Annotated in this window: 21 protein-coding genes, 2 tRNA genes and 2 pseudogenes; 12 read left to right on the forward strand and 13 right to left on the reverse strand. The window is 69.4% G+C overall.

What is annotated here, in order from left to right; genetic code table 11:
• Positions 1-42 precede the first annotated feature (42 nt).
• The 5 genes from ACU6WZ_RS14710 to ACU6WZ_RS14730 form a co-directional block, all read right to left on the reverse strand.
• Positions 43-978: an FkbM family methyltransferase gene (locus ACU6WZ_RS14710; RefSeq protein ID WP_447028520.1), complete on the reverse strand. Its 936-nt coding sequence runs from the start codon at positions 976-978 to the stop codon at positions 43-45.
• Between the two features lie 640 nt (positions 979-1,618).
• A complete protein-coding gene (locus tag ACU6WZ_RS14715; RefSeq protein ID WP_447028521.1) occupies positions 1,619-2,368 on the reverse strand; it encodes a hypothetical protein in 750 nt (249 codons plus the stop codon).
• Positions 2,369-3,350: 982 nt separating this feature from the next.
• Positions 3,351-3,797 carry an Asp23/Gls24 family envelope stress response protein gene (locus ACU6WZ_RS14720; protein WP_447028522.1) on the reverse strand — a complete coding sequence of 149 codons (447 nt, stop codon included), beginning with the start codon at positions 3,795-3,797 and terminating at the stop codon, positions 3,351-3,353.
• Positions 3,794-4,021, reverse strand: a complete 228-nt coding sequence (locus tag ACU6WZ_RS14725; protein ID WP_447028523.1) for a hypothetical protein — start codon at positions 4,019-4,021, stop codon at positions 3,794-3,796. The genes ACU6WZ_RS14720 and ACU6WZ_RS14725 overlap by 4 nt, the downstream gene beginning before the upstream one ends.
• Positions 4,022-4,058: 37 nt before the next feature.
• The gene (locus ACU6WZ_RS14730; protein WP_447028524.1) at positions 4,059-4,490 is read right to left on the reverse strand and encodes an Asp23/Gls24 family envelope stress response protein; all 432 of its coding nucleotides are present in this window, start codon (positions 4,488-4,490) and stop codon (positions 4,059-4,061) included.
• A 704-nt stretch (positions 4,491-5,194) separates the two neighbouring features.
• On the opposite strand from ACU6WZ_RS14730, the gene ACU6WZ_RS14735 reads away from it, so the two are divergent.
• On the forward strand, positions 5,195-5,464 hold the full coding sequence (locus ACU6WZ_RS14735; RefSeq protein ID WP_447028525.1) for a hypothetical protein: 270 nt from the start codon (positions 5,195-5,197) through the stop codon (positions 5,462-5,464).
• Positions 5,465-5,596: 132 nt separating this feature from the next.
• Here the strand turns inward: ACU6WZ_RS14735 and ACU6WZ_RS14740 are convergent.
• Positions 5,597-5,815 (reverse strand): annotated as a pseudogene (locus tag ACU6WZ_RS14740) (site-specific integrase); the annotation flags it as partial.
• A pseudogene (locus ACU6WZ_RS14745) lies at positions 5,812-6,309 on the reverse strand (bifunctional DNA primase/polymerase); the annotation flags it as partial. The pseudogenes ACU6WZ_RS14745 and ACU6WZ_RS14740, both read right to left, overlap by 4 nt.
• Positions 6,310-6,662: 353 nt before the next feature.
• Between ACU6WZ_RS14745 and ACU6WZ_RS14750 the strand changes: the two are divergent.
• From ACU6WZ_RS14750 to ACU6WZ_RS14760, 3 genes are all read left to right on the forward strand, one after another.
• On the forward strand, positions 6,663-6,974 hold the full coding sequence (locus ACU6WZ_RS14750; RefSeq protein ID WP_447028526.1) for a hypothetical protein: 312 nt from the start codon (positions 6,663-6,665) through the stop codon (positions 6,972-6,974).
• Positions 6,975-7,313: 339 nt separating this feature from the next.
• A complete protein-coding gene (locus ACU6WZ_RS14755) occupies positions 7,314-7,856 on the forward strand; it encodes a SigE family RNA polymerase sigma factor (RefSeq protein WP_447028527.1) in 543 nt (180 codons plus the stop codon).
• Between the two features lie 197 nt (positions 7,857-8,053).
• Positions 8,054-9,700 (forward strand): long-chain fatty acid--CoA ligase, encoded by a 1,647-nt coding sequence (locus ACU6WZ_RS14760; RefSeq protein ID WP_447028528.1) that lies wholly within the window; start codon positions 8,054-8,056, stop codon positions 9,698-9,700.
• A gap of 128 nt (positions 9,701-9,828) precedes the next feature.
• Here ACU6WZ_RS14760 and ACU6WZ_RS14765 read toward each other — a convergent pair whose 3' ends face one another.
• On the reverse strand, positions 9,829-13,875 hold the full coding sequence (locus tag ACU6WZ_RS14765; RefSeq protein ID WP_447028529.1) for a hybrid sensor histidine kinase/response regulator: 4,047 nt from the start codon (positions 13,873-13,875) through the stop codon (positions 9,829-9,831).
• A 224-nt stretch (positions 13,876-14,099) separates the two neighbouring features.
• A complete protein-coding gene (locus ACU6WZ_RS14770) occupies positions 14,100-14,573 on the reverse strand; it encodes an SSI family serine proteinase inhibitor (protein WP_447028530.1) in 474 nt (157 codons plus the stop codon).
• A 204-nt stretch (positions 14,574-14,777) separates the two neighbouring features.
• On the opposite strand from ACU6WZ_RS14770, the gene ACU6WZ_RS14775 reads away from it, so the two are divergent.
• Both ACU6WZ_RS14775 and ACU6WZ_RS14780 read left to right on the forward strand, forming a co-directional pair.
• Positions 14,778-14,868, forward strand: a tRNA-Ser gene (locus ACU6WZ_RS14775).
• A gap of 210 nt (positions 14,869-15,078) precedes the next feature.
• Positions 15,079-15,151: transfer RNA gene (locus ACU6WZ_RS14780), tRNA-Arg, on the forward strand.
• Between the two features lie 252 nt (positions 15,152-15,403).
• Here the strand turns inward: ACU6WZ_RS14780 and ACU6WZ_RS14785 are convergent.
• The 3 genes from ACU6WZ_RS14785 to ACU6WZ_RS14795 all read right to left on the reverse strand — a co-directional run bounded on the left by ACU6WZ_RS14785 (position 15,404) and on the right by ACU6WZ_RS14795 (position 18,780).
• Complete coding sequence (locus tag ACU6WZ_RS14785; RefSeq protein ID WP_447028531.1) at positions 15,404-16,600, reverse strand: NAD(P)/FAD-dependent oxidoreductase; 1,197 nt, start codon at positions 16,598-16,600, stop codon at positions 15,404-15,406.
• 91 nt (positions 16,601-16,691) lie between these two features.
• Positions 16,692-17,636, reverse strand: a complete 945-nt coding sequence (gene sigJ / locus ACU6WZ_RS14790) for an RNA polymerase sigma factor SigJ (protein ID WP_447028532.1) — start codon at positions 17,634-17,636, stop codon at positions 16,692-16,694.
• Between the two features lie 661 nt (positions 17,637-18,297).
• On the reverse strand, positions 18,298-18,780 hold the full coding sequence (locus ACU6WZ_RS14795) for a MarR family winged helix-turn-helix transcriptional regulator (protein ID WP_447028533.1): 483 nt from the start codon (positions 18,778-18,780) through the stop codon (positions 18,298-18,300).
• Positions 18,781-18,865: 85 nt separating this feature from the next.
• Here ACU6WZ_RS14795 and ACU6WZ_RS14800 point away from each other — a divergent pair, with 85 nt between their 5' ends.
• From ACU6WZ_RS14800 to ACU6WZ_RS14825, 6 genes are all read left to right on the forward strand, one after another.
• On the forward strand, positions 18,866-19,450 hold the full coding sequence (locus ACU6WZ_RS14800; protein WP_447028534.1) for a carboxymuconolactone decarboxylase family protein: 585 nt from the start codon (positions 18,866-18,868) through the stop codon (positions 19,448-19,450).
• A 145-nt stretch (positions 19,451-19,595) separates the two neighbouring features.
• Positions 19,596-20,450, forward strand: a complete 855-nt coding sequence (locus tag ACU6WZ_RS14805) for a DUF2797 domain-containing protein (protein WP_447028535.1) — start codon at positions 19,596-19,598, stop codon at positions 20,448-20,450.
• Positions 20,451-20,596: 146 nt separating this feature from the next.
• Complete coding sequence (locus tag ACU6WZ_RS14810; RefSeq protein ID WP_447028536.1) at positions 20,597-21,478, forward strand: amidohydrolase family protein; 882 nt, start codon at positions 20,597-20,599, stop codon at positions 21,476-21,478.
• A gap of 63 nt (positions 21,479-21,541) precedes the next feature.
• Complete coding sequence (locus ACU6WZ_RS14815; RefSeq protein ID WP_447028537.1) at positions 21,542-22,369, forward strand: response regulator transcription factor; 828 nt, start codon at positions 21,542-21,544, stop codon at positions 22,367-22,369.
• Positions 22,370-22,469: 100 nt separating this feature from the next.
• Complete coding sequence (locus ACU6WZ_RS14820; RefSeq protein WP_447028538.1) at positions 22,470-23,987, forward strand: MFS transporter; 1,518 nt, start codon at positions 22,470-22,472, stop codon at positions 23,985-23,987.
• 108 nt (positions 23,988-24,095) lie between these two features.
• The gene (locus ACU6WZ_RS14825; protein WP_447028539.1) at positions 24,096-24,863 is read left to right on the forward strand and encodes a TetR/AcrR family transcriptional regulator; all 768 of its coding nucleotides are present in this window, start codon (positions 24,096-24,098) and stop codon (positions 24,861-24,863) included.
• Positions 24,864-24,923: 60 nt separating this feature from the next.
• Here the strand turns inward: ACU6WZ_RS14825 and ACU6WZ_RS14830 are convergent, their stop codons facing one another.
• Positions 24,924-25,742, reverse strand: coding sequence for a YceI family protein (locus tag ACU6WZ_RS14830; protein ID WP_447028540.1), 819 nt, complete (start codon positions 25,740-25,742; stop codon positions 24,924-24,926).
• Positions 25,743-25,801: the final 59 nt, after the last annotated feature.

Consider the following 25,801-nt stretch of genomic DNA (forward strand, 5'->3'; position numbering starts at 1 on the left):
AGCTACGAGACCGGCCCCAGCGGGGATCATAGGGGGACTGGATCAGCTCAGGGTCTCCGCGTCCGTCCTTGAGAAAACGAACTCGGTCTCGTCTTCAACCGGGCCCTGCCAGCGCGTCGGGACCGGCCCCAGCCCGCGCGCGGCCTTCGGGTAGCTGGCCGCGTCGTAGTCGTTGGGCAGCCGGTATGGGTGGAATCCGCCCGCGGAAAGAGCCGCGAGTAGCTGCTCAGCAGAGTCCCCCAGCTCTGTCAGACGTTGTGGCGTGATCTCAATCGCTAGTTCCGCATCCGGCCGAAGTCGCCTCAGAGCTGGAACGAGCCCCCGCACGACGGCCCCCTCGGCGCCCTCCACATCGACTTTGATCACTCGGGCCGTAGTCAACTCGGCCGGCGTGAGGATGTCGGGCAGCGCGCGGGCAGGCACATCGGCATGCGACTCGGCTTCACCGGCGTACGGAACGATGCTGTTCGCACCCAAGTTGGCGGAGCTGGCGAGAGTGAAGTGGAGCACTTCGGCGCGATCGGATACGGCTTCGTTGACCGCCCGTACGTTGTGCACCTGGTTGAGGGCGATGTTCGCAGACAGGACACGGTGGAAGTCCGGGGACGCCTCAACGGCAACCACCCTCCCCGAGTCTTCGACCAAGCCGGACGCGAGCAGGCTGTAGTAGCCGATGTTGGCGCCTACATCCACGAAGGTGTCGCCAGCTCGCAACGTGCGTTGTAGCCACCGCGTAAGGGGCGGCTCCCACACGCCGAAGGTGTAGATGTACCGCTGGATGAGGTCCCGGGTGTCCGTATGAAACTGAGCTCCGAAGCTTGCCTGGGCCACTACTTTCCGGGAGTGGTCTCGAAGCCACGCGTTCAGAAACTCCCTGGTGACGGCTTCCTTGCCCACCGAGACGGGCGCGTACCGCACGTAGGCGCGGGCGACGGTCGCCGCAAGGTCAACCGTCCTCGAAGCGATGTGCGTGGTCATTTCGCGCCCCTCACTGAGAACGGCTGCCCCTTGCGAGACCATTGGCGCACCTCTGCGCCTCACAAAACGCTCACATGAATTCACGGCCCCCCGGGGTCGACTAGCCTCACTGGTTCGTTGCTGGACCCTGTAGTTCCGTCATGATCTGATACATCGATCAGGAGGCGGAATAGCCAGATCAACCGTACCGCCCTAGAGAGGCCCAGGAACAAGAGAAATCCAATGACCCAGCCTACCCAACCAATATGCGCCCCCGTATCACTCAACATGGTAGCGAGACAACCCGCAGAAACCGTGGTCATGGAGGTGAGAATGCTAACCCAGTTACGTCTTAGGCTTTCTCCGAAGCGTGCACGCAAGAATGTCATTCGGCGACCGGAACTGGTCGCATATTGGCTGATCGCAGCTGTTCCGAACCCGCCAACGATCGCCGCGACTGAAGCGACAGTCGAATAGACATTCATTCGTTGATCCAGGGAATGCCCGTTGAGTACGTGTCCGCGTTGCCATATTCCGAGCATGGAGACGCAAACGACGGCAATTGCCCAGTCTGTGGAGGGGTGTTCGCTCCATAGATTATGAATCTTTCGAATAAGTCGAATCCCACGAGCCATCACTGCCCCCTTCGGCTACCGAGAGCCTAGGGCATGGGTCTGACAGCGTCGCGGAGCTCGCTCTCATGGGCTGCGGCCACGTCGAGCACGGCGTGCACGGCGGCCTCGTACCAAGGGGCTTGTCCTTCACTCCTGCGCAAGAACACTGGCTTCTGCGCCGTAATGTGATCTGAAACAAAGTTGATCTGGTCTTCCACCAGTGCTCCATCTGAAGTAGACAAAGTCACATGGGCAATTGCCCGATCCACGGAGCCATCGGGACCAACCAGGCTTCCGAAATCGGAAATGAAGTGCTGAACGTCTTCGCGCAGCCTCCTCTCCCCTCGTGAGCGAACGGTGTCCCGACCGAAGCCTCGCCGTTTTGGGATCTTCATGGTGAGTGTAATCAGGGCGTCCGGATTTTGCTTGTGTGCCCGACGTGAAAAATCCCCTAGCCCGTCAGCATCGGAAGGAAACATCATCCGTCCAGGCCGGAGTCGCATTTCGAAGAAGTTGACCGCTTCCGCGCTATTTAGCTTCTCCCATGCCTTCTTTCCTACCAGTGGCATTACGGCAAATTCTTCGTGGGCAATGTTCATGCTGTTCAGCCATCGCTGCAAGGCCGTCGGTCGAGGCGCGGAAGGACTTCCCTGGATGACTCCGATAACATTGCCAAATGGAAGGAAGCAAATAATTGTAGTGTCGACGACATTGCGGTTACCCTCCAGTTGTAGATCGGAGATATGCTGGTGCTCCCAATCGATTTGCTGAATGTCGCCTTCCCGGAGGCGCGCCAAGACCAAATGTTGGCGCCCTTGCACTGAGATAGGGTCACCTACATAAACGTCATCGACATGGCGATACCGGCGCTGCTGCATTTCCCGCTGCCCCAGAGTGCTCAAGACTTGCGGCCAATCGAGGTGAGGGAATCTGAGGTCGCCAGCCTCTTTGGGCCTCACGATTTCATAGAACGCGACAGTCTTCTTACGGCCCGAAGTTCCCAACTGGTGCCACCCCCATACGAATTGCTTCCCTAGCCGGACAGTATGACCGCTCTGGCAGCCATGTGTCAGGGGAAGTCATAGGGAGAACCCCGTCGGAGCCGGTGCTACACCGCGAGTGGCTGCCGGGTGCGCAGTCAAGCCTGCTACCAGCGGAAGCGCTGCCGATGCCTCCCGTAACTTCATTTTGCGCCTGCCACGAGCGTGCTCTTACCAGCGTAGGGAGTGCGCCCCGTGCAGATGCCCGCGCGTTCCCGAACCTTGATCGGCTACACCACTCGACGGGACGCCATCAGCAGCTGCGCTCGTCATGGGCCATCTGTGGGCCAGAGGACGCAGCCCGGAGGCTCACCGGGGGCTTGAGCGCAGGTCAGCACCACAGGGGCGTGCTTGCACGTCACGGTCTTGAAAACCGTCGTGGCAGCGATGTCACCGTGGGTTCAAATCCCACACCCACCGCGCAGCTCAACGTAGGTACAGGTCAGAAGGGGTGCCCCGTTACAGGGACACCCCTTCTGATATGGCTTCTGTCTCACCTTGGTCCGCCCGCGTCACGTGGTTGACCAGCGTGTGTGGACCAGGCGTGACCGGATTGTGCGCGGTTGGCGCGTCGCCGCAACATCTCGATGCGGCCCCACCGGCGCCGTGAGCTGAGGGCGGAGCGCGTTGGTGCTGAGCGGCGCCGACGGCCGGCCCGGGTGCGCCAGTCGACCGTCGGCGTCGAAGGTCAGTGCGGAAGGATTGCTGTCGCTGGTCGGCTGCCGCCGGGTGTTCGCGCTCATCTCACCCTCTCCTGATCTGTGTGCCGCGAGTGCACCGAGTGAAGCCTCTCGACCGACACAGCGAGGTCGGAGACGTCCATGCCGGCCCAGCTCCTGAGCCGTTCGGTGACCTCTCGGCGCACCGCGGCGCACTGCGCCCCGATGTCGGACGGATAGCCCAGCTCCACGGCGATGCGCATCCGTGCTTCGCCGAGCACGGCCGGCTGGCTTTCGGCAGGATCGCCGTCTCGTCCTTCGTCGTTCCGCTCGGGTGCCCGCCGCACGGACGTCGTCACGCCTGGCGTCCAGCGGCCGGGCGGTACGTGGCCGGCCGACTCGGTGAACCGGCGCAGCGCGTCGCGCGCCACCTGGGAGGCGATCTTCGCAACGACCCGGTCGTCGACTGTGGTCGCACCCCGCTCCCCGCGGGGGATGCCCGGGCGCCGATTGGCTTCCCCGGTCACTGCCGCCAGTCTCCCCGAGTCCGTCGCTGGTCATCGCGGATCCGCTCCTGCCGGTCTCGGCGGCGGACGAAGTCGCCCGGTTCGAGATCACCTTCCATAAACCGCCCGACCACGAGTCCGACGACGCCCAGCCCCAGCACCAGCAGGAAAGCCCAGAAGTCACCGAAATGCGCGGCGAAACCCAGCGCCATTCCGGCAATCAAGCCCACCATGGCCCTGCTCATCACGCGCTCCTTCACTCAAGCAGCGGCTCCGCCCCGGCTACTGGATCCGCTGCCGCTCTTCCCCTTCGTCCTCCTCGTCGGGCAGCTTCACATCACTGACCATGATGTTGACTTCCACGACTTCCCGCCCCGCCATCCGCTCCACCGCGGAGATCACGTTCTCCCGCACCGCACCGGCCACGTCCGTGATCGAAACGCCGTAGTCGACGACGATCTCCAAATCGATGGCCGCCTGCACCTCTCCCACCTCGACACTGACCCCGCGTGTGACGGACTTGCCACTACCGGCGCCAGGCATCCGCTCCCGCATGGATCCCATCGAGCGGGCGAATCCGCTGCCCAGGGCATAGACGCCGAGCACGTCCCGTGCCGCCATTCCGGCGATCTTCTCCACCACCACATCGGCGATGGTCGTCCGGCCGCGAGAACCGGGCGCACCGCCATGCTTTGCGCCTGTGTTCTCAGTCATCAGGGCATTCCTCCCTCAAGAAGCCCACCTTGCACCCTTTGTTTAGATTGTAGTCTTATTAGTAGATTTGCCCGAGATACGGACTGTGAGGCGGGGTGGTCCACCAAGTGGCCCGAGCGTCCCTGCCCGGAGCCCTCGCGGACACTCCGGGCGCAGTTGCGCCAGGAAGAGGACCGCGGCCATGGAAGGAAGAGGGTGAGAGGCCGGTGAAAACCGAGGCGTGGACGCAGGCAGTACGGCACCAGCTCAACCTGGGTCGGCTGCTCCCGCTAGGCGGGCCCGGCGACGGGACATGGATCACCGAGCAAGCGGCCGTCCGGGTCCTCGGGCTCGCGGCCGCTGAGATTCCCGGTGTTTGGCTGGAGTCTCTGCGCATCGGGTCGGCACCGCTCGAGCCCGTGTCCGAGCCGGCCGTCCGTCCGCCGGCCAGCGCGCTACCGCCGGGCCCGCTCAGAATCGAAGCCGCCTTCACAGCATCCCTCGGGCAGCCGCTGCCTGAGACCGCCGAACAGTTGAGGAGCGCACTGCTCAACGCGGCCGCTGAACGGCTCGGCCTGGCCGCCGTGATAACTGACCTGCGCGTCACGGATCTCCATGAGGGCCCGGAGACGGGCGTGAAGTCGCGGACCGCAGCGAGGGCCATGAGGCACGCGCCGGAAGCTGCAGCCACGCGAAGCTCGCCCCCAGCGCCCGGAACAGGATCCATGCGGGGGCCCGTCGGGGAGCTGGCGGACGTCGCGACGGGTGTTCCGGGTGTCGCCCGCCTCACCGCCGTGCTGGGAAGCCGCCCGGTCAAGGTGGAGCAACATGACGATCCACCCGGCCGGCACATCGAGGTCCAGCTCGCGGTCGCCTCCGGACACCATCCACTGGAAGTCGCCCGCGCCGTCCGGGCAGCGGTAGCCGGCGCAGCCACCCGTGACACCCCGGGCCCGGTCACCGCGGCCGTCCTCATCACAGAAACCGCAGCCTGAGCTGACAGGTTGTCCCGTATGGGGTGTGAGTCAACCCGGAGAACCGATCGATCCATAGCCCGCGAAACGCGAGGGGCCGCCCTGCCCGCGGTGGGCAAAGCGGCGCCGTAGTCACTGCCGTGAGTGGTTTGGCTAACCCTCGTCTGCTGCGTCGAGAGCCTGCTCGATCTGCTGGTTGGAGCGTTGCTGATTGCGTTGGATGACCTTGGCGTAGAAGCGGAAGAGAACAGCGATGCTGTGCCCCGCTCGGCGCGCTACCTCGGCCGGAGAGACTCCCGATGCAAGCCACAGGGAGACGTCCGCATGGCGGAGGGAGTACGGCACTTCCGCGAGCGGGGAAGCCGCCTCGGACTTGTGCGGTAGATGCCGCGGGCGGTGAGGGAGCCTGGGCCCACCAGGTAACCGCCGACGCCTCGGATGTCGATGCCCGGGGCGAGGCGGCTCGCGGAGTTGAGTACGACGGTGCCGGGCGGGCCGGTCAGCCAGATGTGGCGGCCACCGCTGGGCGTGAGGACGACGACGGTCTCCGGGATCGTGAAGAGGTGCCGCAACGCCAGGTGCCTGAGGGCCGCTGCCGCGTCGGTTTCGGCCTTCGTGTCGAGGTCGATGCCGATGAGGTGGTGCGGTGGGCGGCCACACGCGATGCCGTACCCGGTGGCCCAGGGAGCGGCGGCGAAGAGCGTGCGGAGGCCGGCGGGGTCGGCGGTGGGGTCGTGGACGCCGTGCCCGAGGAGGCCGCATTGCCCCGGCACCGGAACGGCTGTGGGGCGTCCCGGTGCCGGGGAGCGCAGGGCAGAGAGTTTGGTGCGGGAGAGGGGGATGACAGGGAGCCCGCGCTCTGCGGCCCCCTCCCCTTATGCGAACGCGTGTACGAAAACGGGCTTATGGCCATCTCCCGCCGGCGCGCAGCCACCCTGGCCCTGGCCCACGCACTCTGTGATTGGTCGGGAAATGCGGCGGAACGCTTCTTCCCTTGCGGCGGCTCGATGTGGAGGCGTGCTGGGGGTGAGGCGGCGATTTGGGGGCGTGAAGGGGGTTTATCGACTTGTCCTCACGCTTGAGGGGGAATGAGCCCCTGAGGTCTGGTTCTGCACGGATTCGGTGGGCAACCTTGATCTCGCGACGTCGTGACCATCACGGAGGCAGTCGGCCAACTGCCCCGGAAAAGCCCGTATTTACGGTTCCTGGAGGAATTGACATGGCACACATCCGTACCGCCCGCGTCATCGCCGCTGTGGCTGCCCTGCCGCTCGCAGCTGCTCTTTTCTCGGGTGTCGCCGTCGCGGACAACGGCTCCTTCGCGAACAACGGATCGAACGCCTCCGTGGCAACCATCGGCGGAAGCGGTGTTGGCAAAGACAACTACGGCAACTCGACCACTACGCAGCAGGTGGCCACGGGCGCCGGCGCTTCCAATCAGAACAACACGGCCAGCGTGAACGGGTGGGGCTTCACGGCGATCGACCAGTCCGACGAGAGCGTCACGGTGAACTTCACCGAGCTCTGGTGAGCCGTGGCCCGGTCCGGGGTCTGTGTATCGGGGTGAATGACTGCCTGTGCGACGACGCTGCCACGCTGTCGCACAGGCCGGTCCCTCTTCGGCGGCCCGCGCTGCTGCTCCGGACCGGCCCTCCCCCTGGGCTGTCGGCGGCGCCCACCGCTGACCTGCCGCAACGAACCGCGCGTGGGGCTCACCCCCGGTGCGCCGCCGAGGACCAACCCCGACGGGCGAGAACTCGGCCTCCACCCTCAGGAGGTCGGGCAGGCGCCTTCCCTACAACCTGAGGCGGACCGGGTGTCGGGACCTGGGGCCGATCCGCTGCGCGGGAGCCGCTCCTAGCGTGGAGTCATGACCACGCCCGTCTGCACCAGCGCATCCAAGGCAGCGACGCCGACGCCCTGTCCATCGTTCTCCACGTACGTACGCGCCCGGGGGCCCGTGCTGCTGCGCACCGCGCGCTCGCTCACCGCGAACCCGTGCGATGCGGAGGACCTGCTGCAGACCGCGCTCACCAAGACGTTCGTCGCCTGGGACCGTATCGAGGACCACCGGGCCCTCGACGGCTACGTCCGCCGCGCCCTCCTCAACACCCGCACCTCACAGTGGCGCAAGCGCAAGGTCGACGAGTACGCCACCGACGAGGTGCCCGAGCCCGCCAACGCTCCGGCCTCCGACCCGGCCGAGCAGCAGGTGCTGCATGACGCGATGTGGCGCGCTGTCATGAAACTGCCGGACCGTCAGCGCGCGATGGTCGTCCTGCGCTACTACGAAGACCTCAGCGAGGTCCAGACGGCGGAGGTTCTCGGCGTCTCCGTCGGCACGGTCAAGAGCGCTGTCTCGCGCGCGCTCAGCAAGCTCCGAGAAGACCCGGAGCTGGCCCCAGTCCGCTGAATGAAGCGCGGCGCATGAGCGGCGCAGGCGCTGCGCAAGCGAGGGGCAGGTGGTGCGCAGGCGAGGACGCAGACGATTCGTATTCCGAAAGTAGTGACATACCGCGTGGTACGTGCGCAGAATCAGGCCACCCTTACTGCCGCGGCCCCTCCTTCTGGGGGGTGGCCCCCAGACCCCCTGCCCACCGGGAGGACGCCGTGCTGAGCACCATGCAGGACGTACCACTGACCGTGACCCGCATCCTGAAGCACGGGATGACGATCCATGGCCGCTCACAGGTCACGACATGGACCGGTGAGGACGAGCCGCAGCGCCGCACCTTCGCCGAGACCGGCGAGCGCGCGACCAGGCTCGCGAACGCACTGCGCGACGAGCTCGGCGTCGAGGGCGACCAGAGGATCGCCACCCTCATGTGGAACAACAGCCAGCATGTGGAGGCGTACTTCGCCATCCCCTGTATGGGCGCCGTCCTGCATCCGCTCAATCTGCGTCTGCCTCCCGAGCAGCTGGCCTGGATCGTCAACCACGCCGCCGACCGCGTCGTCATCGCCAACGGCTCGCTGCTGCCGCTGCTGGCACCGCTCCTCCCGCACCTGAAGACCGTCGAGCACGTGATCGTCTCGGGCCCCGGTGACCGGTCGCTCCTCGATGGCTGTGCGCCGCGCGTGCACGAGTATGAGGATTTGATCGCCAACCGCCCCAGCACGTACGACTGGCCCGAGCTGGACGAACGCAGCGCCGCGGCCATGTGCTACACCTCCGGCACCACCGGCGACCCCAAGGGCGTCGTGTACTCCCACCGTTCCATCTACCTGCACTCGATGCAGGTGAACATGGCCGAGTCGATGGGACTCACGGACCGGGACACCACGCTCGTGGTCGTGCCCCAGTTCCACGTCATGGCCTGGGGCCTGCCGCACGCCACCTTCATGACCGGCATCAACATGCTCATGCCGGACCGCTTCCTGCAGCCCGCCCCGCTCGCCGAGATGATCGAGCGGGAGAAGCCGACCCACGCCGCCGCTGTCCCCACCATCTGGCAGGGCCTGCTGGCCGAGGTCACCGCCAACCCGCGCGATCTCTCTTCCATGGCCAGTGTGACCATCGGCGGCGCGGCCTGCCCGCCCGCCCTCATGGAGGCGTACGACAAGCTCGGCGTGCGGCTCTGCCACGCCTGGGGGATGACGGAGACCTCGCCGCTCGGCACCATGGCCCACCCGCCCGCCGGGCTCACCCCCGAGCAGGAGTGGCCGTACCGCATCACGCAGGGCCGCTTCCCCACCGGGGTCGAGGCGCGCCTGGTCGGCCCCGGCGGCGACATCCTCGCCTGGGACGGTGAGTCGGCCGGTGAGCTGGAAGTGCGCGGCGCGTGGATCACCGGGGCGTACTACGGCGGTGCGGCGAGCGAGAACGTCAAGCCCGAGGACAAGTTCAGCGAAGACGGCTGGCTCAAGACCGGCGACATCGGCGTCATCAGCCACGACGGCTTCCTGACCCTCACCGATCGCGCCAAGGACGTCATCAAGTCCGGCGGGGAGTGGATCTCCAGCGTCGAGCTGGAGAACGCGCTGATGGCCCACCCGGATGTCGCGGAGGCGGCGGTCGTCGCCGTGCCGGACGACAGGTGGAGCGAACGGCCGCTCGCCACGGTCGTGCTCAAGGAGGGTGCGACGGCGGACTACGAGGAGCTCAGGGCGTTCCTCGTCGGCAAGATCGCGAAGTGGCAGCTGCCGGAGCGGTGGGCACTGGTCGCGGCGGTGCCGAAGACGAGCGTGGGCAAGTTCGACAAGAAGGTGATCCGCAAGCAGTACGCGGACGGCGAGCTGGACGTCACGAAGTTCTGATCGGCGCCGCCCTGCAGCCAGTCGTAAGCCAGCCGTCAGCCCGTCGTAAGCCAGTTGTATGCCAGGCGTCCCCGGAGATGCCTGAAGGGGGCCCCGCAAGTCTGCGGGGCCCCTTCTGAGCGTCCCTGTCAGTTGGTACCGATCTTCGCCAGCAGGTCGACGATCCGGCCCTGTACCTCACCACTGGTCGACCGCTCCGCGAGGAACAGAACGGTGTCTCCCGACGCGAGCCGGTGCAGTTGGTCCTCGTCGAGGCCGGCGGAGGTGTAGACGACGAGCGGTGTGCGGTTCAACTGGCCGTTCGCGCGCAGCCAGTCCACGATTCCGGCGCGCCGGCGGCGTACCTGCATCAGGTCCATGACCACGAGGTTCGGCCGCATCTGGGTCGCCAGCGTGACGGCCTCGGTGTCGGTGGCGGCCCGGGCGACCTGCAGCCCGCGCCGCTCCAGCGTCGCCGTCAGTGCGAGCGCGATCTCCTCGTGCTCCTCGATCAGCAGGACGCGGGACGGGTGTTGTTCGCTGTCGCGCGGCGCGAGGGCCTTCAGCAGTACGGCAGGATCCGCTCCGTACGCCGCCTCCCGCGTCGCCTGCCCGAGCCCGGCCGTCACCAGGACGGGCACCTCGGCCGCGACCGCGGCCTGGCGCAGCGACTGGAGCGCCGTCCGGGTGATCGGCCCCGTCAGCGGGTCGACGAAGAGCGCCGCCGGGAACGCGGCGATCTGCGCGTCGACCTCCTCGCGGGAGTGCACGATCACCGGGCGGTAGCCGCGGTCGCTCAACGCCTGCTGGGTGGAGGCGTCCGGCGCCGGCCACACCAGCAGGCGGCGGGGATTGTCGAGCGGTTCGGGGGGCAGCTCGTCGTCGACGGGCTGCGGGTGGGGCCGGTTGGCGACCTCGACGGCGCCGTTCGGCCCGTCCAGCGGCTCGGGGCCTTCCGAACCCTCGTCGGGTGCGCCTATGGCGTACGAGCGTCCCTCGGCCTGGGCCGACAGTCGTTGCTGGGGCGGCCCCTGGGGGCCCGGGCGGGCGGCGGGCTCGGCGCTCTCCGGGGGTTCGGCTCCCTCTGCGTGCGGGGACTGTTCCGCCTCGGGGCGTGCGGCGGCGAGTTTGCGGCGCCGCCCCGAGCCCAGGGTCTGGTTCTGCTGCTGGGCGAACTGCTGGGCGAACGGCATGCCCTGACCGAGGGTGCGCACGCTGAACGCGCGGCCCTGCGTGGAGTCCGCGGGCGGCGGCTCGTCGGCCGACGGCTGGGGAGGCGACGGCTGGGGAAGCGGGGGTTGGGGGAGCGACTGGACGCCGGGCAGCGGCTGTACTGCGGGCGACTGCCCCGGGCCGCCTCCGGGACCGTAAGCCTCGCCCTCGTCGGCCGGTGCGGCAGAGGTTGCGGACGGGGACGTGGGCGCGGAGGTGTGCTCCGGCGCGGGCCAGGTCTGTGTCGCCGCGGTGGCACCACCCGGGGCGGCCGCCCCGACGCCCGCCTCCCCCGGTTCCTCCGCCTGGCCGGCGGCGGCCACGTCGTGTCCCGGAGTCTCCGAGGTCACGGCGGCGGTCCCATAGGTGGACGGGTCGGGCAGCACATCATGGCGAACAGCCCTGCGCCGTCCCGTAGGAGCCGGGTCGGGATGCGGCTGCGGAGGGGTGCGGTCGGCGTCCGGTGCGGTGCGCACGGCGTCGTGGCGCGCCGGTGAGGCATCCGCGTCGCCGGTTGACGCGCCTGCCGCGCCCGCCGGACCTGCCGGCGTGTCGGCCAGGTGCGGTACACGGTTGTGCGGTACGCGGTCGGCCTCGGCCGGCGGCAGCGCGAACGGAGTCCGCGGTGCCTCGGAACGCTCCTGCGCCGGCGCGAGTGCCCGGCGCGCGCGCCGTCCGGAAGCCTGTTGCTGTTGCTGCGGGAACGCGTCCCCGGAAGCGACCGGCGAAGCACCGGCAGCGGACGACGGTGCGGAAGGCAGCGCGGGAAGCGCGCGGACGTTCTCGTGTCCCTCTCCTACACGCCGTGCGCGCTGCCCGGTCGACCCCGGTACGCCGACGGGCACACCCTGGGGCGGAACCGTCTCCCCCCGCGCCGCGCGCCCGGTCCCGTGCGCTCCCTCGGAGGCCGTCACGACGGAGCCCTCGGAGACTGCGCCGGACGGTCCCGTGGACGGGTAAGCGGCCGACGAGGCCGAGGAAGAACCCGAAGTCGCCCCGGACGGCAGTGCGGCACGGGGCTCCACGCCCGCGCCTCCGTCCTCGACGGGGCTGGGCCGCCCACGCCTGCGCCCGGTGCCCCCGGCTCCTGCCGCAAGACCCGGGACGGCACCGTCCGCGCTGTGTCCCGCAGCCTGAGCCGGAATGCGCTCCTGCGCCCCCACTGCCCCGGCCTCGGTCCCAGCCGCGACTTCGCCGCCGCGGTGCGCCCGGCGCCGCCCGGTGGGCTCCGCCCCGGCGCCGGCCTCGCCTGCGGGGCCGGCGCCTGCGGGGTGGGCGTTCGCGGGACGCTCGTCCCCGGGTGCTTGTTCCGTTCCCGTATGCGCGTCGCCCAAGAACGCGTCCGTGGACGCCCGTCGGCCTCGCCGCCCGCCACCCTCGCCGGGGGCGGACTGCTGCCCGGGCACCGGCGTCGAATCGGGCACGGCTACTTCGGCCTGCGTCGAAACAAGCGTTCCCGCACCCGTTCCGAGAGGCACCTCGAGAACGTACGCGTTGCCGCCCATTCCAGGCACCTCGTGCGTCTGCAGAACGCCGCCGTGGGCCGCCACGATGCCGCGCACGATCGGCTCGTGGACCGGGTCCCCTCCGGCGTACGGTCCGCGCACCTCGATCCGTACGACCTCACCGCGCTGCGCCGCCGCGACCACGATCGTCGAGTCCATGTACCCGCCGCCGGCCGCCGCGACCGGGGCCTTGCCTGTCGAGTCGACCCCGGCCACGTCCGCCACCAGGTGCGCGAGCGCCGTGGCCAGCCGAGTCGCGTCCACCTCGGCCTCGATCGGCGGCGCGTGCACGGCGAACTGGGCGCGCCCCGGACCGATCAGTTCGACCGCGCCTTCGACACCCGCCGCGACGACGCCGTCGAGCAGCACATTCTTCCTGGTCAGCTGTTCGGTGCCGGCCGCGAGGCGTTGGAAGCCCAGCACGTTGTCGACGAGGGTGGTCATCCGCGCGTACCCGGCGGCCAGATGGTGCAGAACCTGGTTCGCCTCCGGCCACAGCTGACCGGCCGGATCGGAGGCCAGTGTCCTCAGCTCGCCCCGCAGCTCCTCCAGCGGCCCGCGCAGCGAGTCGCCCAAGACGGCGGTCAGCTGGGCGTGCCGCCCGGCCATCTCCTCGTACCGCCGCTCCTCGCGGTCGAGTACCTCGGCCTGCTTCTCGACCAGCTCGTCGTAGGGCCTGCGGTCGGTGAACGTCATCACGGCGCCGACCAGCTGGTCGCCATCCCGCACCGGAGCGGTCGTCAGGTCCACGGCGACCGGCTTGCCGTTTTTCGCCCACAGCACTTGACCGCGCACGCGGTGCTTGCGCCCGGACTTGAGGGTGTCCGCGAGCGGCGACTCGTCGTACGGGAACGGCGTGCCGTCGCCGCGCGAGTGGATCGCGAGGGGGTGCAGCTCCTTGCCGCCCAGGTCGCTCGCGCGGTAGCCGAGGATCTGCGCGGCGGCCGGGTTCACCAGCACCACGCGCCCGTCGGTGTCGGTCCCGACGACACCCTCGGAGGCGGCACGCAGGATCATCTCGGTCTGGCGCTGTGAACGGGCCAGTTCGGCCTCGGTGTCGACCGTTCCCGAAAGGTCTCGCACGACGAGCATCAGCAGCTCGTCGCCGGTGAAGCCGGGCCGTTCGCTGTGGGATGCGTACGCATCCCTGCCGTCCTCCAGGCTCGCGCTCGTCACCTCGACCGGGAACTCGGTCCCGTCCGTGCGCCGCGCCACCATCCGGGTCGGCTTCGTACGCCCCTGATCGTCCTCGCCGTCGGCCCGCCGCATCGATCCCGGGATCAGCTTCGAGTCGAACGTGGGAAGCAGATCGAGCAGTCCTCGCCCCACGAGTCCGGTGCCCGGCGACTCGAAGGTCTCCAAAGCGATGGTGTTGGCGTTGACGACGGTGCCGTTGCAATTGACGAGCAACAGCCCGTCAGGGAGCGCGTCGAGTATCGCTGCGAGGCGAGCAGCGCCTCGGGATGGCCTGCTGCTCACGACGACGGTTCCTCCCTGAACTACTGCACCTTGCCGACAGCCGGCCCCATTTTGCCCCTCGGGGAGCACGCTGTCACTGGAGGGAGTCTAAAGGCAGGTGGCGGTGGCGCGACGGCGGATGAGGGGGAGCTCTCACCGAGGTTGTGTGCGTTCGGGTGCACAACCGGCCACCCCGCGCCCCCTCTGACCAGCTACGGACTCTTCACGCGCGGCTTGGCGCGAGGTCAGGCGCGCACGCTCGGAAGTACCGGTTCCATCGTGCGCCAGCGGGAGATTTCACAGCCATTGCCCCGATTGAAGACCGCGTCGACAGGGCGCCCGTTCCACGTGCCGGTGATCCGGGCCGTGGCGTCCCCGCCGTACTGCTGTGTGCACGCCCGGTTCGAGGGCACGGCCGCGAACGGGTCGGTGCCCTGCCCGGCCAGCTCATCGAGACGCGCGCAGGCGGCCTTCGCCTCGGGGTGCGTGCCGCCGGTCGGTTCGCACTCCAGCTCGTACGTTCCGTTCGCGGCCGGGTTGCCGGTCTTGGTCGTCGTCACGGTGAGCCGGTCCTTCTTCTGGAAGGTCCCTTCGAGTACGTCCTCGAGCATCGGCAGCGGGATGGGTGCGGCCACCGCCCAGGCGCCCGGGGCGGCGGACAGGACGGCGGACAGGACGGCGGCGGTGGCGGCGGCGGTGAGGGCGAGGCGGCGCAACATGGAGGCTCCTGGGGCGGTAGTGGGGGCGGGGGCGGGGCGGAGTGCCCTGCCCTCTCTAACGCTCGACCTCCCCCGGCGTTGCGCAACCGCTAAGACTTTGCTCTGCCGCCCGACTGCCTAGTACCGTAGGCAGCGATTGGTGACACCCCGCAAGGCTGTGTCATCATCTGCACGCACCCACTCGCGCAGGCGAGAGAGTGTGCTGGAGGCGTCGCCTAGTCCGGTCTATGGCGCCGCACTGCTAATGCGGTTTGGGTCTTAAAGCCCATCGAGGGTTCAAATCCCTCCGCCTCCGCGCATGATCACCGAAGCCCCGGTCCGAGGACCGGGGCTTCGGTCGTTCCAGGGCCACGAAAAAGCGGTCCCGGGAACGTCGTTTTTGCAGCTCAGTAAGGGTCTGGGTAATGGATTTCGCGTGGCGGCGCAGGTCATGTAATGTTGTTCTCGCAACGCCGACGGGGCCGAAAACGCCCAGGAAGCGCCGCAGGCGGCCAGCCGCAGGCAAGCACTCGTAGCTTAACGGATAGAGCATCTGACTACGGATCAGAAGGTTGCAGGTTCGAATCCTGCCGAGTGCACAGCACGCGGAGGCCCTCAGGAATAATCCTGAGGGCCTCCGCCTTTTGCGTTGACGGACTGTGGAGCGAAAGGCAGCTGAGGCCTGGCGCCCGGGGCGAGCGCCCAGTTCGGCTCGGCGAGACGGAATCCGCAGCGACCCTTCGCGAGTGCTTTGGGCCCTGTGCCCGTGGCGGCCGACCTGCGCGGCTTCACCCACCTGTTCGAGGCCGGGGCCCCTGTTCTCGTCCAAGGCCCGCAGAAGCACGGCCGGGTCAGGCCGACGCCCTGACGGCCGAGCCCGCCTGGGCCCCCTCCTGCACGACGCGGCGGCGCCGGGTCGGCATCCCGAGCGTCGGGTTGGCGACGCCCCAGGCCGCGCCCTTACAGACCAGCTCCTTGTAGACGGCGGCGAACCGTCCGGTCAGAGCCGCCCGGACGGCGCGGTCGTCGGCGGTGATGTACTGGATCAGGCCTTCCTTGCGGCCCAGTGAGATGCACTGGTTGAAGTAGCGGAGCGGCGCGTTCGGGAGCTTCCCGTCGGTCAGGCGTGCCGCGATGGCGTCGGCGGCCTGCCACGCGGTGGGGGTGCCCGAGGCGCACGACATCCGCAGCGGCTTGTCGCCGGGGCCCATGGCCATGGCCGCGTCGCCGATGGCGTACACGTCCAGGTGCGAGACCGAGCGCATGGTCTCGTCGACCACGATCTGGCCTGTGCCGGTGACCTCCAGAGCGGTGGCCTTCGCGATCGTGTGGACCGCGAAGCCGGCGGTCCACACGGTGACCGCGGCCGGGACGGACTTGCCGTCGGCGGTGGCGACGCGGTCGGCCTCCACGCAAGTGATGGCGGTGTGCTCGTGCACGGTGATGCCGAGCTTGTCGAATACCTTCCGCAGGTGCCGGCGGCCCTTGGGCGAGAGCCAGTCGCCGAGCCCGCCGCGGGCGGCGAGGGCAACGTCGAGGTCCGGGCGGGCCTCAGCGATCTCTGTCGCGGCCTCCAGGCCGGTGAGGCCACCGCCGACGACGACCACGGGCTGTCCGGCGTCCAGGCCGGCCAGCCGCTCGCGCAGCCGGAGCGCTCCGGGGCGGCCGGCGATCTCGTGGGCGTGCCCGGCGGTGCCGGGGACGCCTTGGGTGTTCCAGCTGCTGCCGAGGGCGTACACGAGGCTGTCGTACTCCAGCTCCTCGGCGCCGTTCGCGTCGGTGACGGCGACGGTCTTGCGGTCGACGTCAACAGCGGTGACCTTCGCGAGCTTCAGTTCGACGCCGGTGCCCGCGAACATCTCGCTGAAGGGCCGGGGCTCGAGGTCCTGGCCGATCGCCAGCTGGTGCATCCGGACGCGCTCGACGAAGTCCGGCTCGGCGTTGACGAGGGTGATGGCGACGTCCTCGCGGCGCAGCCGCTTGGCGAGGCGACCGGCGGCGATGGCTCCGGTGTATCCGGCTCCGAGGACGATGATTCGGTGCTTCATTTCCCTGCTCCTGTCTCGTGGGTTCGCCACTTGAACCGGGCAGCCCGCCGATTCCTGACAGAAGCGCGATGTGAAGCACCTCACATCGCGGTCAGAAGGCGATGAGCAAGGGTTCCCCATGGTCGGCGGCCGCCCACCGCTGGGTCGCGCGTTCGAGCTTGTCGGGGTTGACCTGGTTGCGGAACGCGGCGATGCCCTCGGCGGTGACCTCCAGGCACATGACGCCGATGACCCGGCCGTCGAAGACAGCCACAAGGGCGGGGGCGCCGTTGGCGGTCGTGGCGTAGACCTCGGGGGAGCCGCCGACGATGGCGCGCTTGGCCTTGCCGGGCTTGAACAGGCCCCGCATGAACTTCGCGACCGCCAGGGCACCCTCGAACGCCTTGGCGCGGGCCGGGACCTTCCCGCCGCCGTCGCCGATCGAGATGGCGTCTTCGGTGAGCAGTCGCACGAGCGGCTCGGTCCGGCCGCTGGTGGCGGCCGCGAGGAACTCCTCGACGATCCGCCGGGCGGCGGCCTCGTCGATCTCGGTGCGGGCCTTGCCGTCCGCGACGTGCTTCTTGGCGCGGTGGAAGATCTGCTGGCTGGCGGCCTCGGTGGTGTCGAGGATCTCCGCGACCTGCCGGTGCGGGTAGTCGAATGCCTCCCGAAGTACGTACACCACCCGCTCGTTGGGGGAGAGGCGCTCCATGAGGGCGAGGACCGCGTACGAGACGGATTCGCGCTGCTCGGAGGTGTCGGCCGGGCCGAGCATCGGGTCCCCGGCGAGCAGCGGCTCGGGCAGCCATTGGCCCACATAGGTCTCGCGCCGGGCGCGGGCCGAGGTGAGCTGGTTGAGGCACAGGTTGGTGAGGACCTTCGTCAGCCAGGCCTCGGGGACCTCGATGCGGTCGATGTCGGCAGCCTGCCAGCGCAGGAACGTGTCCTGCACGGCGTCCTCGGCATCGCTCGCGGAGCCGAGGAGGCGGTAGGCGATGGCCTCCAGGCGGGGCATGGAGGCTTCGAACCGGTCCATGTCGTTCATGGTCAGAGCCATGGCCCGGATCCTAGCTCCCGCGGCGCGCGACGGACCTTGGGCTGCGTCCCTGCGCTACTCGACCGGTGCTGTTCGGCTTCCCGGACGCAGTTGATCGCGGTGAGAGTCGATCTCGGGGCAGATTCGCGTGTGGCGGCGACTGGTCGCTCAGGTCGGGCCTTCCCTGGGGAGGCGGTCGACCGATCCGCCCTCGGTGGTGGCCTCCTCACTGCGCGGGAGGACAGCCGTAGTTGATCCGTGAGTGACGGCAACCCTGACGGCAACGACGGCACACAGAGCCTGATGACCAACCCCGTCGGCGATCAACCCGGGGAGGAGGCGATCCCCCCTCCCGACGAGTTGCCCGAACCTACGGATCAGAAGGTTGCAGGTTCGAATCCTGCCGAGTGCACACAGCTGAGAGGCCCCCGGAGGAAGGCGAATCCGGGGGGCCTCTTGCGTTGCCCGTTCAGCAGCGCCGGGGGCATGGTGCACGGGTGCCGGCGCGTCGTGGCTGACGCAGGGAGGCTCCCATGCCGCCTACCTTGGGCCCAGCCTGTCCGCCCACAGCAATGGTCGTGACTGGCCCGCAGGCAACCTCAACGATGTCCGCCTGCCCAGAGACCGCCACAGCGTCGGGGCGAGTCGTCTGTGTGGCCCGGCAGGCTGGTGCCGCGGCGGTTCAGCCGCTGAGCCAGTGGGCGACGTCGAGGCGGAAGGCGTCCGAAGGCGCCATGGTGCGCAGGTCCGACTCCAGCTCGCCAAGCCGCCGCTCGCCGAGGGTCTTCGCCCAACGGGCCCGCAGGTCGTCGAAGATGGCCGCCGAACGCGCAAGCGAATCGATGCCTCGCGGGGTGAGTCGTAGCAGTTTCCGCCTGCCGTCCGAGGGGTCGTCGATCCGCTCGACATAGCCCAGTGACTCCAGCCGTTCCACCGTCTTGCCGACGGCCTGCTTGGAGACGCCGAGCCGTCGTCCGACCTCGGAGGCGGTGGCGTCGCCGACCCCGATGGCCTGCATCGCGAAGCCGTACGCAGGGCGTACGTCGGGGTGGCCCTGGCGGGCCAGTTCTGCGTGCAACTCGTCGATGAGCGAACGGAATCCGGCGAACAGCAGCAGCGGCAACTCGAAGCCGGGGCGCTGCGGTTGGCGGCGTGACTCAGCCATGATCGCACTTGCGGGAGTCGACAACCAGGTTTACGATTTCGTCAATCACATTGTCGAGTTTATCGCTCGCTCAAGGGGGAGTGTCATGTCGCAGCACGTGTTCATCGACCACACCGTCGAGTCCGCCCCTGCCGAGTCCCGGCGCCCCATGGAGGCCACCCTCAAGCACCTGGGCTACGTGCCCGTCGGCGTCGCTCGGATCGCGACCTCCCCGCACCTGCTCGACGGATTCCTAAAGCTCAGCGCGATGTTCGAGAGCAGCACGCTCGACCCGCCGGCCCGCGAGGTCCTCATCATGACCATCGCAGCCCGCAACGGCTGCGGCATCTGCGTCGCCATGCACAGCGCGAAGCTGTCTTCGCTCGACGCCGACCCGGACCTGATCTCTGCGCTGCGCGACCAACTGTCGCCGGCGGATCCGCGGTTGGCGTCGATCCAGCGCTTCGTCCTGGACGTGCTGGAAACGGCGGGCGATATCACTCCGGACTCGCTCCAGGACTTCCTGGACCACGGCTACACGCTACGCAACGCCCTGGAGGTCGTCCTTGGCATAGGCACCTACACGATGTCCACCCTGGCCAACCGCCTCACCCAGGCCCCGCTCGACGACAATCTCAAGCCCTTCGCCTGGGAGGAGCCGACGGCAGCCCCGGCACGCGGCGCCAGCTGAGCCCCGATCCTGACGCCGCCCCCCCACGCGAGGCTTCCGGCGGGCTGCGCGGAGCCGGGCTCGACCCTGCCGGCTCGGCCCGCCGCCACGTCGAGGCGGCCCTTAGCCTGCTCGTATGGGCTGGTTGTGTGGTGGGGTGCGGTGGATGTCAGAGCGGCCGGGGCTCGTTTGGTACGGGGGCCCAGGGCCGGCCGAGCGGGTGAGCGGGCTGCGGTACGGGGGCGAGGTCGGGTTCCGGGTGGCCGGAGCACAGCGGCTCTGCGTCGGGGCGCGGCGCGGGGGGTGCCCGCTGCGGGCCGTGGTGGCCGGCCGGAGCAGCGGGGGGCAGTGTGCGGAGTGCGCGCGGCTGGACCGGTCGCGGTCGGTGGCCGCCGACACGATGGCGGACGACCCCCGCCCGTACGCCGTCTACCTGGCGTGGTTCGGTCCCGGCATGGTCAAGATCGGGATCACCGCTGACGCGCGGGGGTCCGCCCGGCTGCTGGAGCAGGGCGCGGTGGCGTTCAGCTGGCTCGGGCGTGGGCCGCTGATGGCGGCGCGGCGGACCGAGGAAGTGGTGCGCACGGCGCTGAGCGTGCCCGACCGTGTTCCGTACAAGGACAAGCGTGCGGTACGGGCCGCCCTGCCCGGGCGCCAGGAGCGGGCGGCGGAGATCGAGGAGCTGCACCGGCGGGCCGGGGGCCTCGCGGCCTGGCCCGAGTCGCTGGAGCGGGCCGCGTTCGAGGCGGTGGACCATGCGGGGGTGTTCGGGCTGGACGGGCTGCCGTCCATGACGGGTGTGGTGCGTGAGCTGACGCCGGGTGGGGCCGTCGCGGGACGGCTGCTGGCGGCCGCCGGGCCGGATCTGCACCTGGCAACCGCCGACAACGGGGTGGTGGTGCTCGACACGCGGCTGATGAGCGGGTGGGAGCTTACCGCGGCGGGCAGTGGGAGCCAGGACGCCGGGGTGACCGTGCCGGTGACGAGCGTGGAGCGGGGGATCCAGGGCGGGCTCTTCTGAGGGACGAGGGGATGCGATGTCGCCGTGAGGGTGGAGCCGTGAGGGCTGGACCGGCGCGCGGACGCGGCGGAGAGTGATCGTCATGGACAAGGTGGAGCGGAGCTATGGCTTTGAGCGGGGTTAGCGGCAGCTGCGGGGCCGGCCGTATGGGCGGCGTCGGAGAGGCGGAGGGCGTCCGGCGGTTCTGGGGGCGGCTCGGGCTGCCGGGCATCGTCGACGTACACACGCACTTCATGCCGGAGCGGGTGCTCAAGAAGGTGTGGGCCTACTTCGACGCCGTCGGGCCGCTGACCGGAATGGAGTGGCCCATCACCTACCGGCACGAGGAGGAGGAACGGGTCGCGCTGCTGCGGGACTTCGGGGTGCGGCACTTCACGTCGATGCTCTATCCGCACAAGGCGGGCATGGCTGCCTGGCTCAACAGCTGGGCGGCGGACTTCGCGGCGCGGACCCCCGAGTGCCTGCACACGGCCACCCTGTTCCCGGAGGCAGGCGTCGAGACGTACGTGAGGCGGGCCGTGGACGGCGGGGCGCGGGTCTTCAAGTCGCACCTCCAGGTCGGGGCGTACGACGCCAACGACACGCTGCTCGATCCCGTCTGGGGCCTGCTGGCGGACGCCGGGATCCCGGTGGTGATGCATTGTGGCTCCGGCCCCGCACCCGGCAAGCACACCGGGCCGGAACCGGTCGGCCGGTTGCTGGCGCGGCATCCGCGGCTCAGGCTGGTCGTGGCCCACATGGGCATGCCCGAGTACACGGACTTCCTGGAGCTGGCCGAGAGGTACGAACACGTCAGGCTGGATACGACCATGGCCTTCACCGACTTCTCCGAGCGGATGGCGCCCTTCCCGAAGGCTGACCTGGGCCGGCTGTCGGATCTCGGTGACCGGATCCTGCTGGGCACGGACTTCCCCAACATTCCGTACGGCTACGTCCATCAGCTGGAGGCACTGGAGCGGCTGGGGCTGGGCGACGACTGGCTGCGGGGCGTCTGCCACGACAACGCGGCGCTGCTCTTCCGCTGCTGAGTTCTCAGCGGATTCACAGGAACGGACGAGGGCGCTCTCAGAGGCGCCTTGCAGGCTGCCCCCATGCCGACCGAAATGCTGGGACTGGACGGAGGGCCGATGCGCGGGCCGGTGCGCGGGCGTGCGAGCGGGCCGGTGCGCGGGCGTGTGCGGCGCGGGTCTGCGCGCGGACCCGTGCGGGTGCTCGTCGTGGATGACGAGGCGCCGCTCGCCGTACTGCTGTCGATGACGCTGCGCCACGAGGGGTGGGAGGTCCGCAGCGCGCGCTGCGGGGACGCGGCGGTGCGCTCGGCGCGCGACTTCCGCCCCGAAGCCGTCGTACTGGGCGTGACGCCGCCTGACGAGGGCGCCCTCGCCGTCCTCGGGCAGCTGCGTTGCGAACTCCCGGGCGTTCCCGTGCTGTTCCTCACGGCCGGATGGCCGGTGGAGGACCGGATACCCGGGCTGACGGCGGGAGGCGGCGACGGTGTCACCAAGCCGTTCCGCCAGGAGCTGGAGGACGTGGTGGCGCGGCTGCGGCGCCTGACGCGGCGGGCGGGCGGCGCCTCGACGGTCGTACGTGACTCCTCGGTGCTGGCGGTCGGGGATCTGACGCTGGACGAGGACAGCCATGAAGTCGCCCGCGGCGGGGAACGGATCCACCTCACCGCGACCGAGTTCGAGCTGCTGCGTTACCTCATGCGCAACCCCCGGCGGGTGCTCAGCAAGACGCAGATCCTGGACCGGGTGTGGAGTTACGCCTTCAGTGACGACTTCGGGGGCCGGGCCAACATCGTCGAGCTCTACATCTCCTACCTGCGACGCAAGATCGACGCCGGCCGCCCCCCGATGATTCACACCCGGCGCGGTGCCGGGTACCTGATCAGGGCTGACGCCGGTGATCAGGGCTGACGCCTGCCCGCCATAATCGCTATACGGCGTATAGGACTCTCTTGTACGGTGTACGGGACCTCGCGATCCGCGCCCCCACACCTCCATGAGAAGAGCCCGCATGACGGCGACGACCGCCGAGAACCGCCCCACCGCACAGGGCCACCCGCAGCGCTGGCTGATCCTCGGTGTCATCTGTCTCGCCCAGCTCACCGTGCTGCTCGACAACACCGTCCTCAACGTCGCGATCCCCTCCCTCACCACGGAACTGGACGCGTCCACCGCCGACATCCAGTGGATGATCAACGCGTACTCCCTGGTCCAGTCGGGCCTCCTGCTGACCGCGGGCAGCGCCGCCGACCGCTACGGCCGTAAGAAGATGCTCATCGCCGGCCTCGCGCTCTTCGGAGTCGGTTCGCTCGCCGCCGGGCTCGCCCAGTCCAGTGCCCAGCTGATCGCCGCCCGCGCGGGCATGGGCATCGGGGGTGCGCTGCTGATCACGACCACCCTGGCCGTGGTCGTCCAGATCTTCGACGACACGGAGCGCGTGAAGGCCATCGGACTCTGGTCCACGGTCAACTCACTCGGCTTCGCGGTCGGGCCGTTGATCGGCGGAGTCATGCTCGACCACTTCTGGTGGGGCGCGATCTTCCTGATCAACATTCCGGTCACGATCGTCGGCCTCGTCGCCGTGGTCGCCCTCGTGCCGGAGTCCAAGACCAAGCAGGGCGACCGGCCCGACCTGCTCGGCGCGCTGCTGTCCACCGTCGGCATGACCGCTGTCGTGTACGCGATCATCTCTGGTCCGGAGCACGGCTGGAGCTCCACCCAGGTGCTGCTCTCCGCGACGGTCGGCGTGCTCGTCCTGGGTGCGTTCGTTCTCTGGGAACTGCGCATTCCTTACCCGATGCTCGACATGCACTTCTTCCGCAACCAGCGCTTCATCGGAGCGGTCGCCGGCGCGATCCTCGTCGCGTTCGGCATGGGCGGCTCGCTGTTCCTGCTCACGCAGCACCTTCAGTTCGTTCTCGGGTACGGTCCGTTGGAAGCCGGCCTGCGTACGGCGCCGCTCGCGCTGACCGTCGTCGCACTCAACCTCACCGGGGTAGGCGCACGCCTCCTGCCGAGGCTGGGTACGCCGGGAACCATCGCGTCCGGCATGTCCCTGCTTGCGGCCGGTCTCGCGGCGATCGCACTGTTCGGCGGCTCGGGATACGCCGGCATGCTGTGCGGCCTGGTCGTCATGGGCGCCGGGATCTCCCTCGCGATGCCCGCCATGGCGAACGCCATCATGAGCGCCATCCCGCCGGAGAAGGCCGGGGTGGGCGCGGGCATCAACGGCACGCTCGCCGAGTTCGGCAACGGCCTTGGCGTGGCCGTGCTGGGCGCGGTGCTGAACTCCCGCTTCGCCGCGCTGGTGCCCACAGCCGTCGGCGCGGCTTCGCTGCCCGCGGCGCTGGCCGCCGCGGACAGTGGCGGGGAGCGGGCCCGTATCACCGACGCCTTCGCCTCCGGCGTCGAGACCAGCCAGCTGGTCGGGGCGGTCGCCGTACTCGCGGGCGGGCTGCTCGCCGCGGTGCTGCTGCGCCGTGCGGAACGGGCCGACTCGGCAGCGCCGGCGGCGGCAGGAGCCGCATAGCATCGGAGTGCGGGCGGGGCGGACCTGGGCATTCGGGCCGCCGGGCATGCGAGCCGCCGCCCGCCGTCCCCGATCGCCCCGTCGGGGGAACAACGAGGAGTGTGCGCCATGGTGTCCGCGGCCGATCGCGCCAGGAATCCCGCTCGGAGCAGTGTCTGGTTCGAGTCGCAGACATCGCGCACCCGCAAGGCCGACCAGCCGGCCGGGCTCGACCGCGGCCGGATCACCGCGGTGTCGGTGCGACTGCTCGATGCGGAAGGCCTGGCGAAGTTCTCCATGCGCCGGCTCGCCGCCGAGCTGAACGTCACCGCCATGTCGCTCTATTGGTACGTCGACACGAAAGACGATCTGCTGGAGCTGGCACTCGATTCGGTGTTCAGCGAGATCACGCCGCCGGACGAGAGCGGCGACTGGCGCGAGCGGCTGCGATCGCTGTCGACGACCTACCGTGAGCTGCTGGTCCGGCATGTGTGGGTGTCGCCGCTCATCGGTACGTACCTCAACATCGGACCGCACTCGCGGGCGTTCTCGCTCGCCGTGCACCACGTGATGCGGGCGACCGGGCTGCCGCCGCACGGGCAGATGGGCGGGATGTCGGCGGTTTTCCAGTTCGTGTACGGATTCGGCACCGTCGAAGGCCACTTCGTGCAGCGCTGCGCGTCCGCGGGCATGAGCCAGGACGACTACCTCGCGCAGGCGATGGGCACGATGCGGGACGCGCCCGAGCTGAGCGAGACGTTCGACAGTGCGCAGGAGATGCTGGAAGCGCGGGCCGGGGACACGGTGGCCCAGATGCGGGAGCGGGACTTCGACTTCGCACTCGAGACGCTGATCGCGGGCATCGAGGCGATGGCCGCGCGGACGGGCTCACCGTGAGCCCGTCCGGCGATCGAGGACGCCGAGGGCCCGGGGCCACCCCTGGCCGAGGCCCCGGGACTACCCCTGCGGCAGCTGCTCGCCCTGCACGGCCTGTACGTCGAGTTCCACCCGCAGCGTCGCACCGATCGCCGAGATGCCCGCCTGGACGACCTGGTTGTAGCTCATGGCGAAGTCGTCGCGGCGCAGCTCCGCCGTCGCGCGGAAGGCCGCACGGACGCCGCCCCAGGGGTCGGGGCCCGTGCCCAGGTAGCTGAGGTCGAGGTCGACCGCGCGGGCGATCCCGTGCAGCGACAGCTCGCCGTGCACCGTCCAGCGGTCCGGCCCCGCCGCGGTCAGGCCCGTACTGCGGTACCTGATCTCGGGGAAGCGTTCCACGTCCAGGAAATCGGGTGACTTCAGGTGCCCGTCGCGCGTGCCGTTGCCCGTGTCGATGCTCGCCGCGCCGATGACCGCATCGACGCGGGAGGTGGCGAGGTCCTCGCGGATCTCGATGTGCCCGCCGAATGCGCGGAACCGGCCGTGCACGCTGGAGATTCCCAGGTGCTGGGCGACCGCCGCCACCGAGGAGTGCGCGGGGTCGAGGGTCCAGATGCCGGGCGGCGGCAGTTCCACGCCTCCCTGGCGGGCCAGGACGACCGTTCCCGCGTCGGCCAGGCCGCTCGCCGTGACGAACGCCGTCGACGCCACCGGGGCGTAACCGGCCGCTGTGACGATCACCGTGTAAGGACCACCAGGCAAGGGTGCGTCGGTCCTTACCGTGCCCTCCTCGTCCGCGGCCGCCCGGATCACCTGAGCGCCGGCCGGGTCGGTGACCGTCACCACCGCGTGCTGCACGGCCCAGCCGTCGCGGGTCCTTACCTGTGCGCGAAGTCCCATGCCGTTCTCTCCTTGCCATGAACGAGGGCCCCGGCCGGGACCGACAGGCCGTCCCCTGC

Source organism: Streptomyces hypolithicus, from assembly GCF_052934925.1.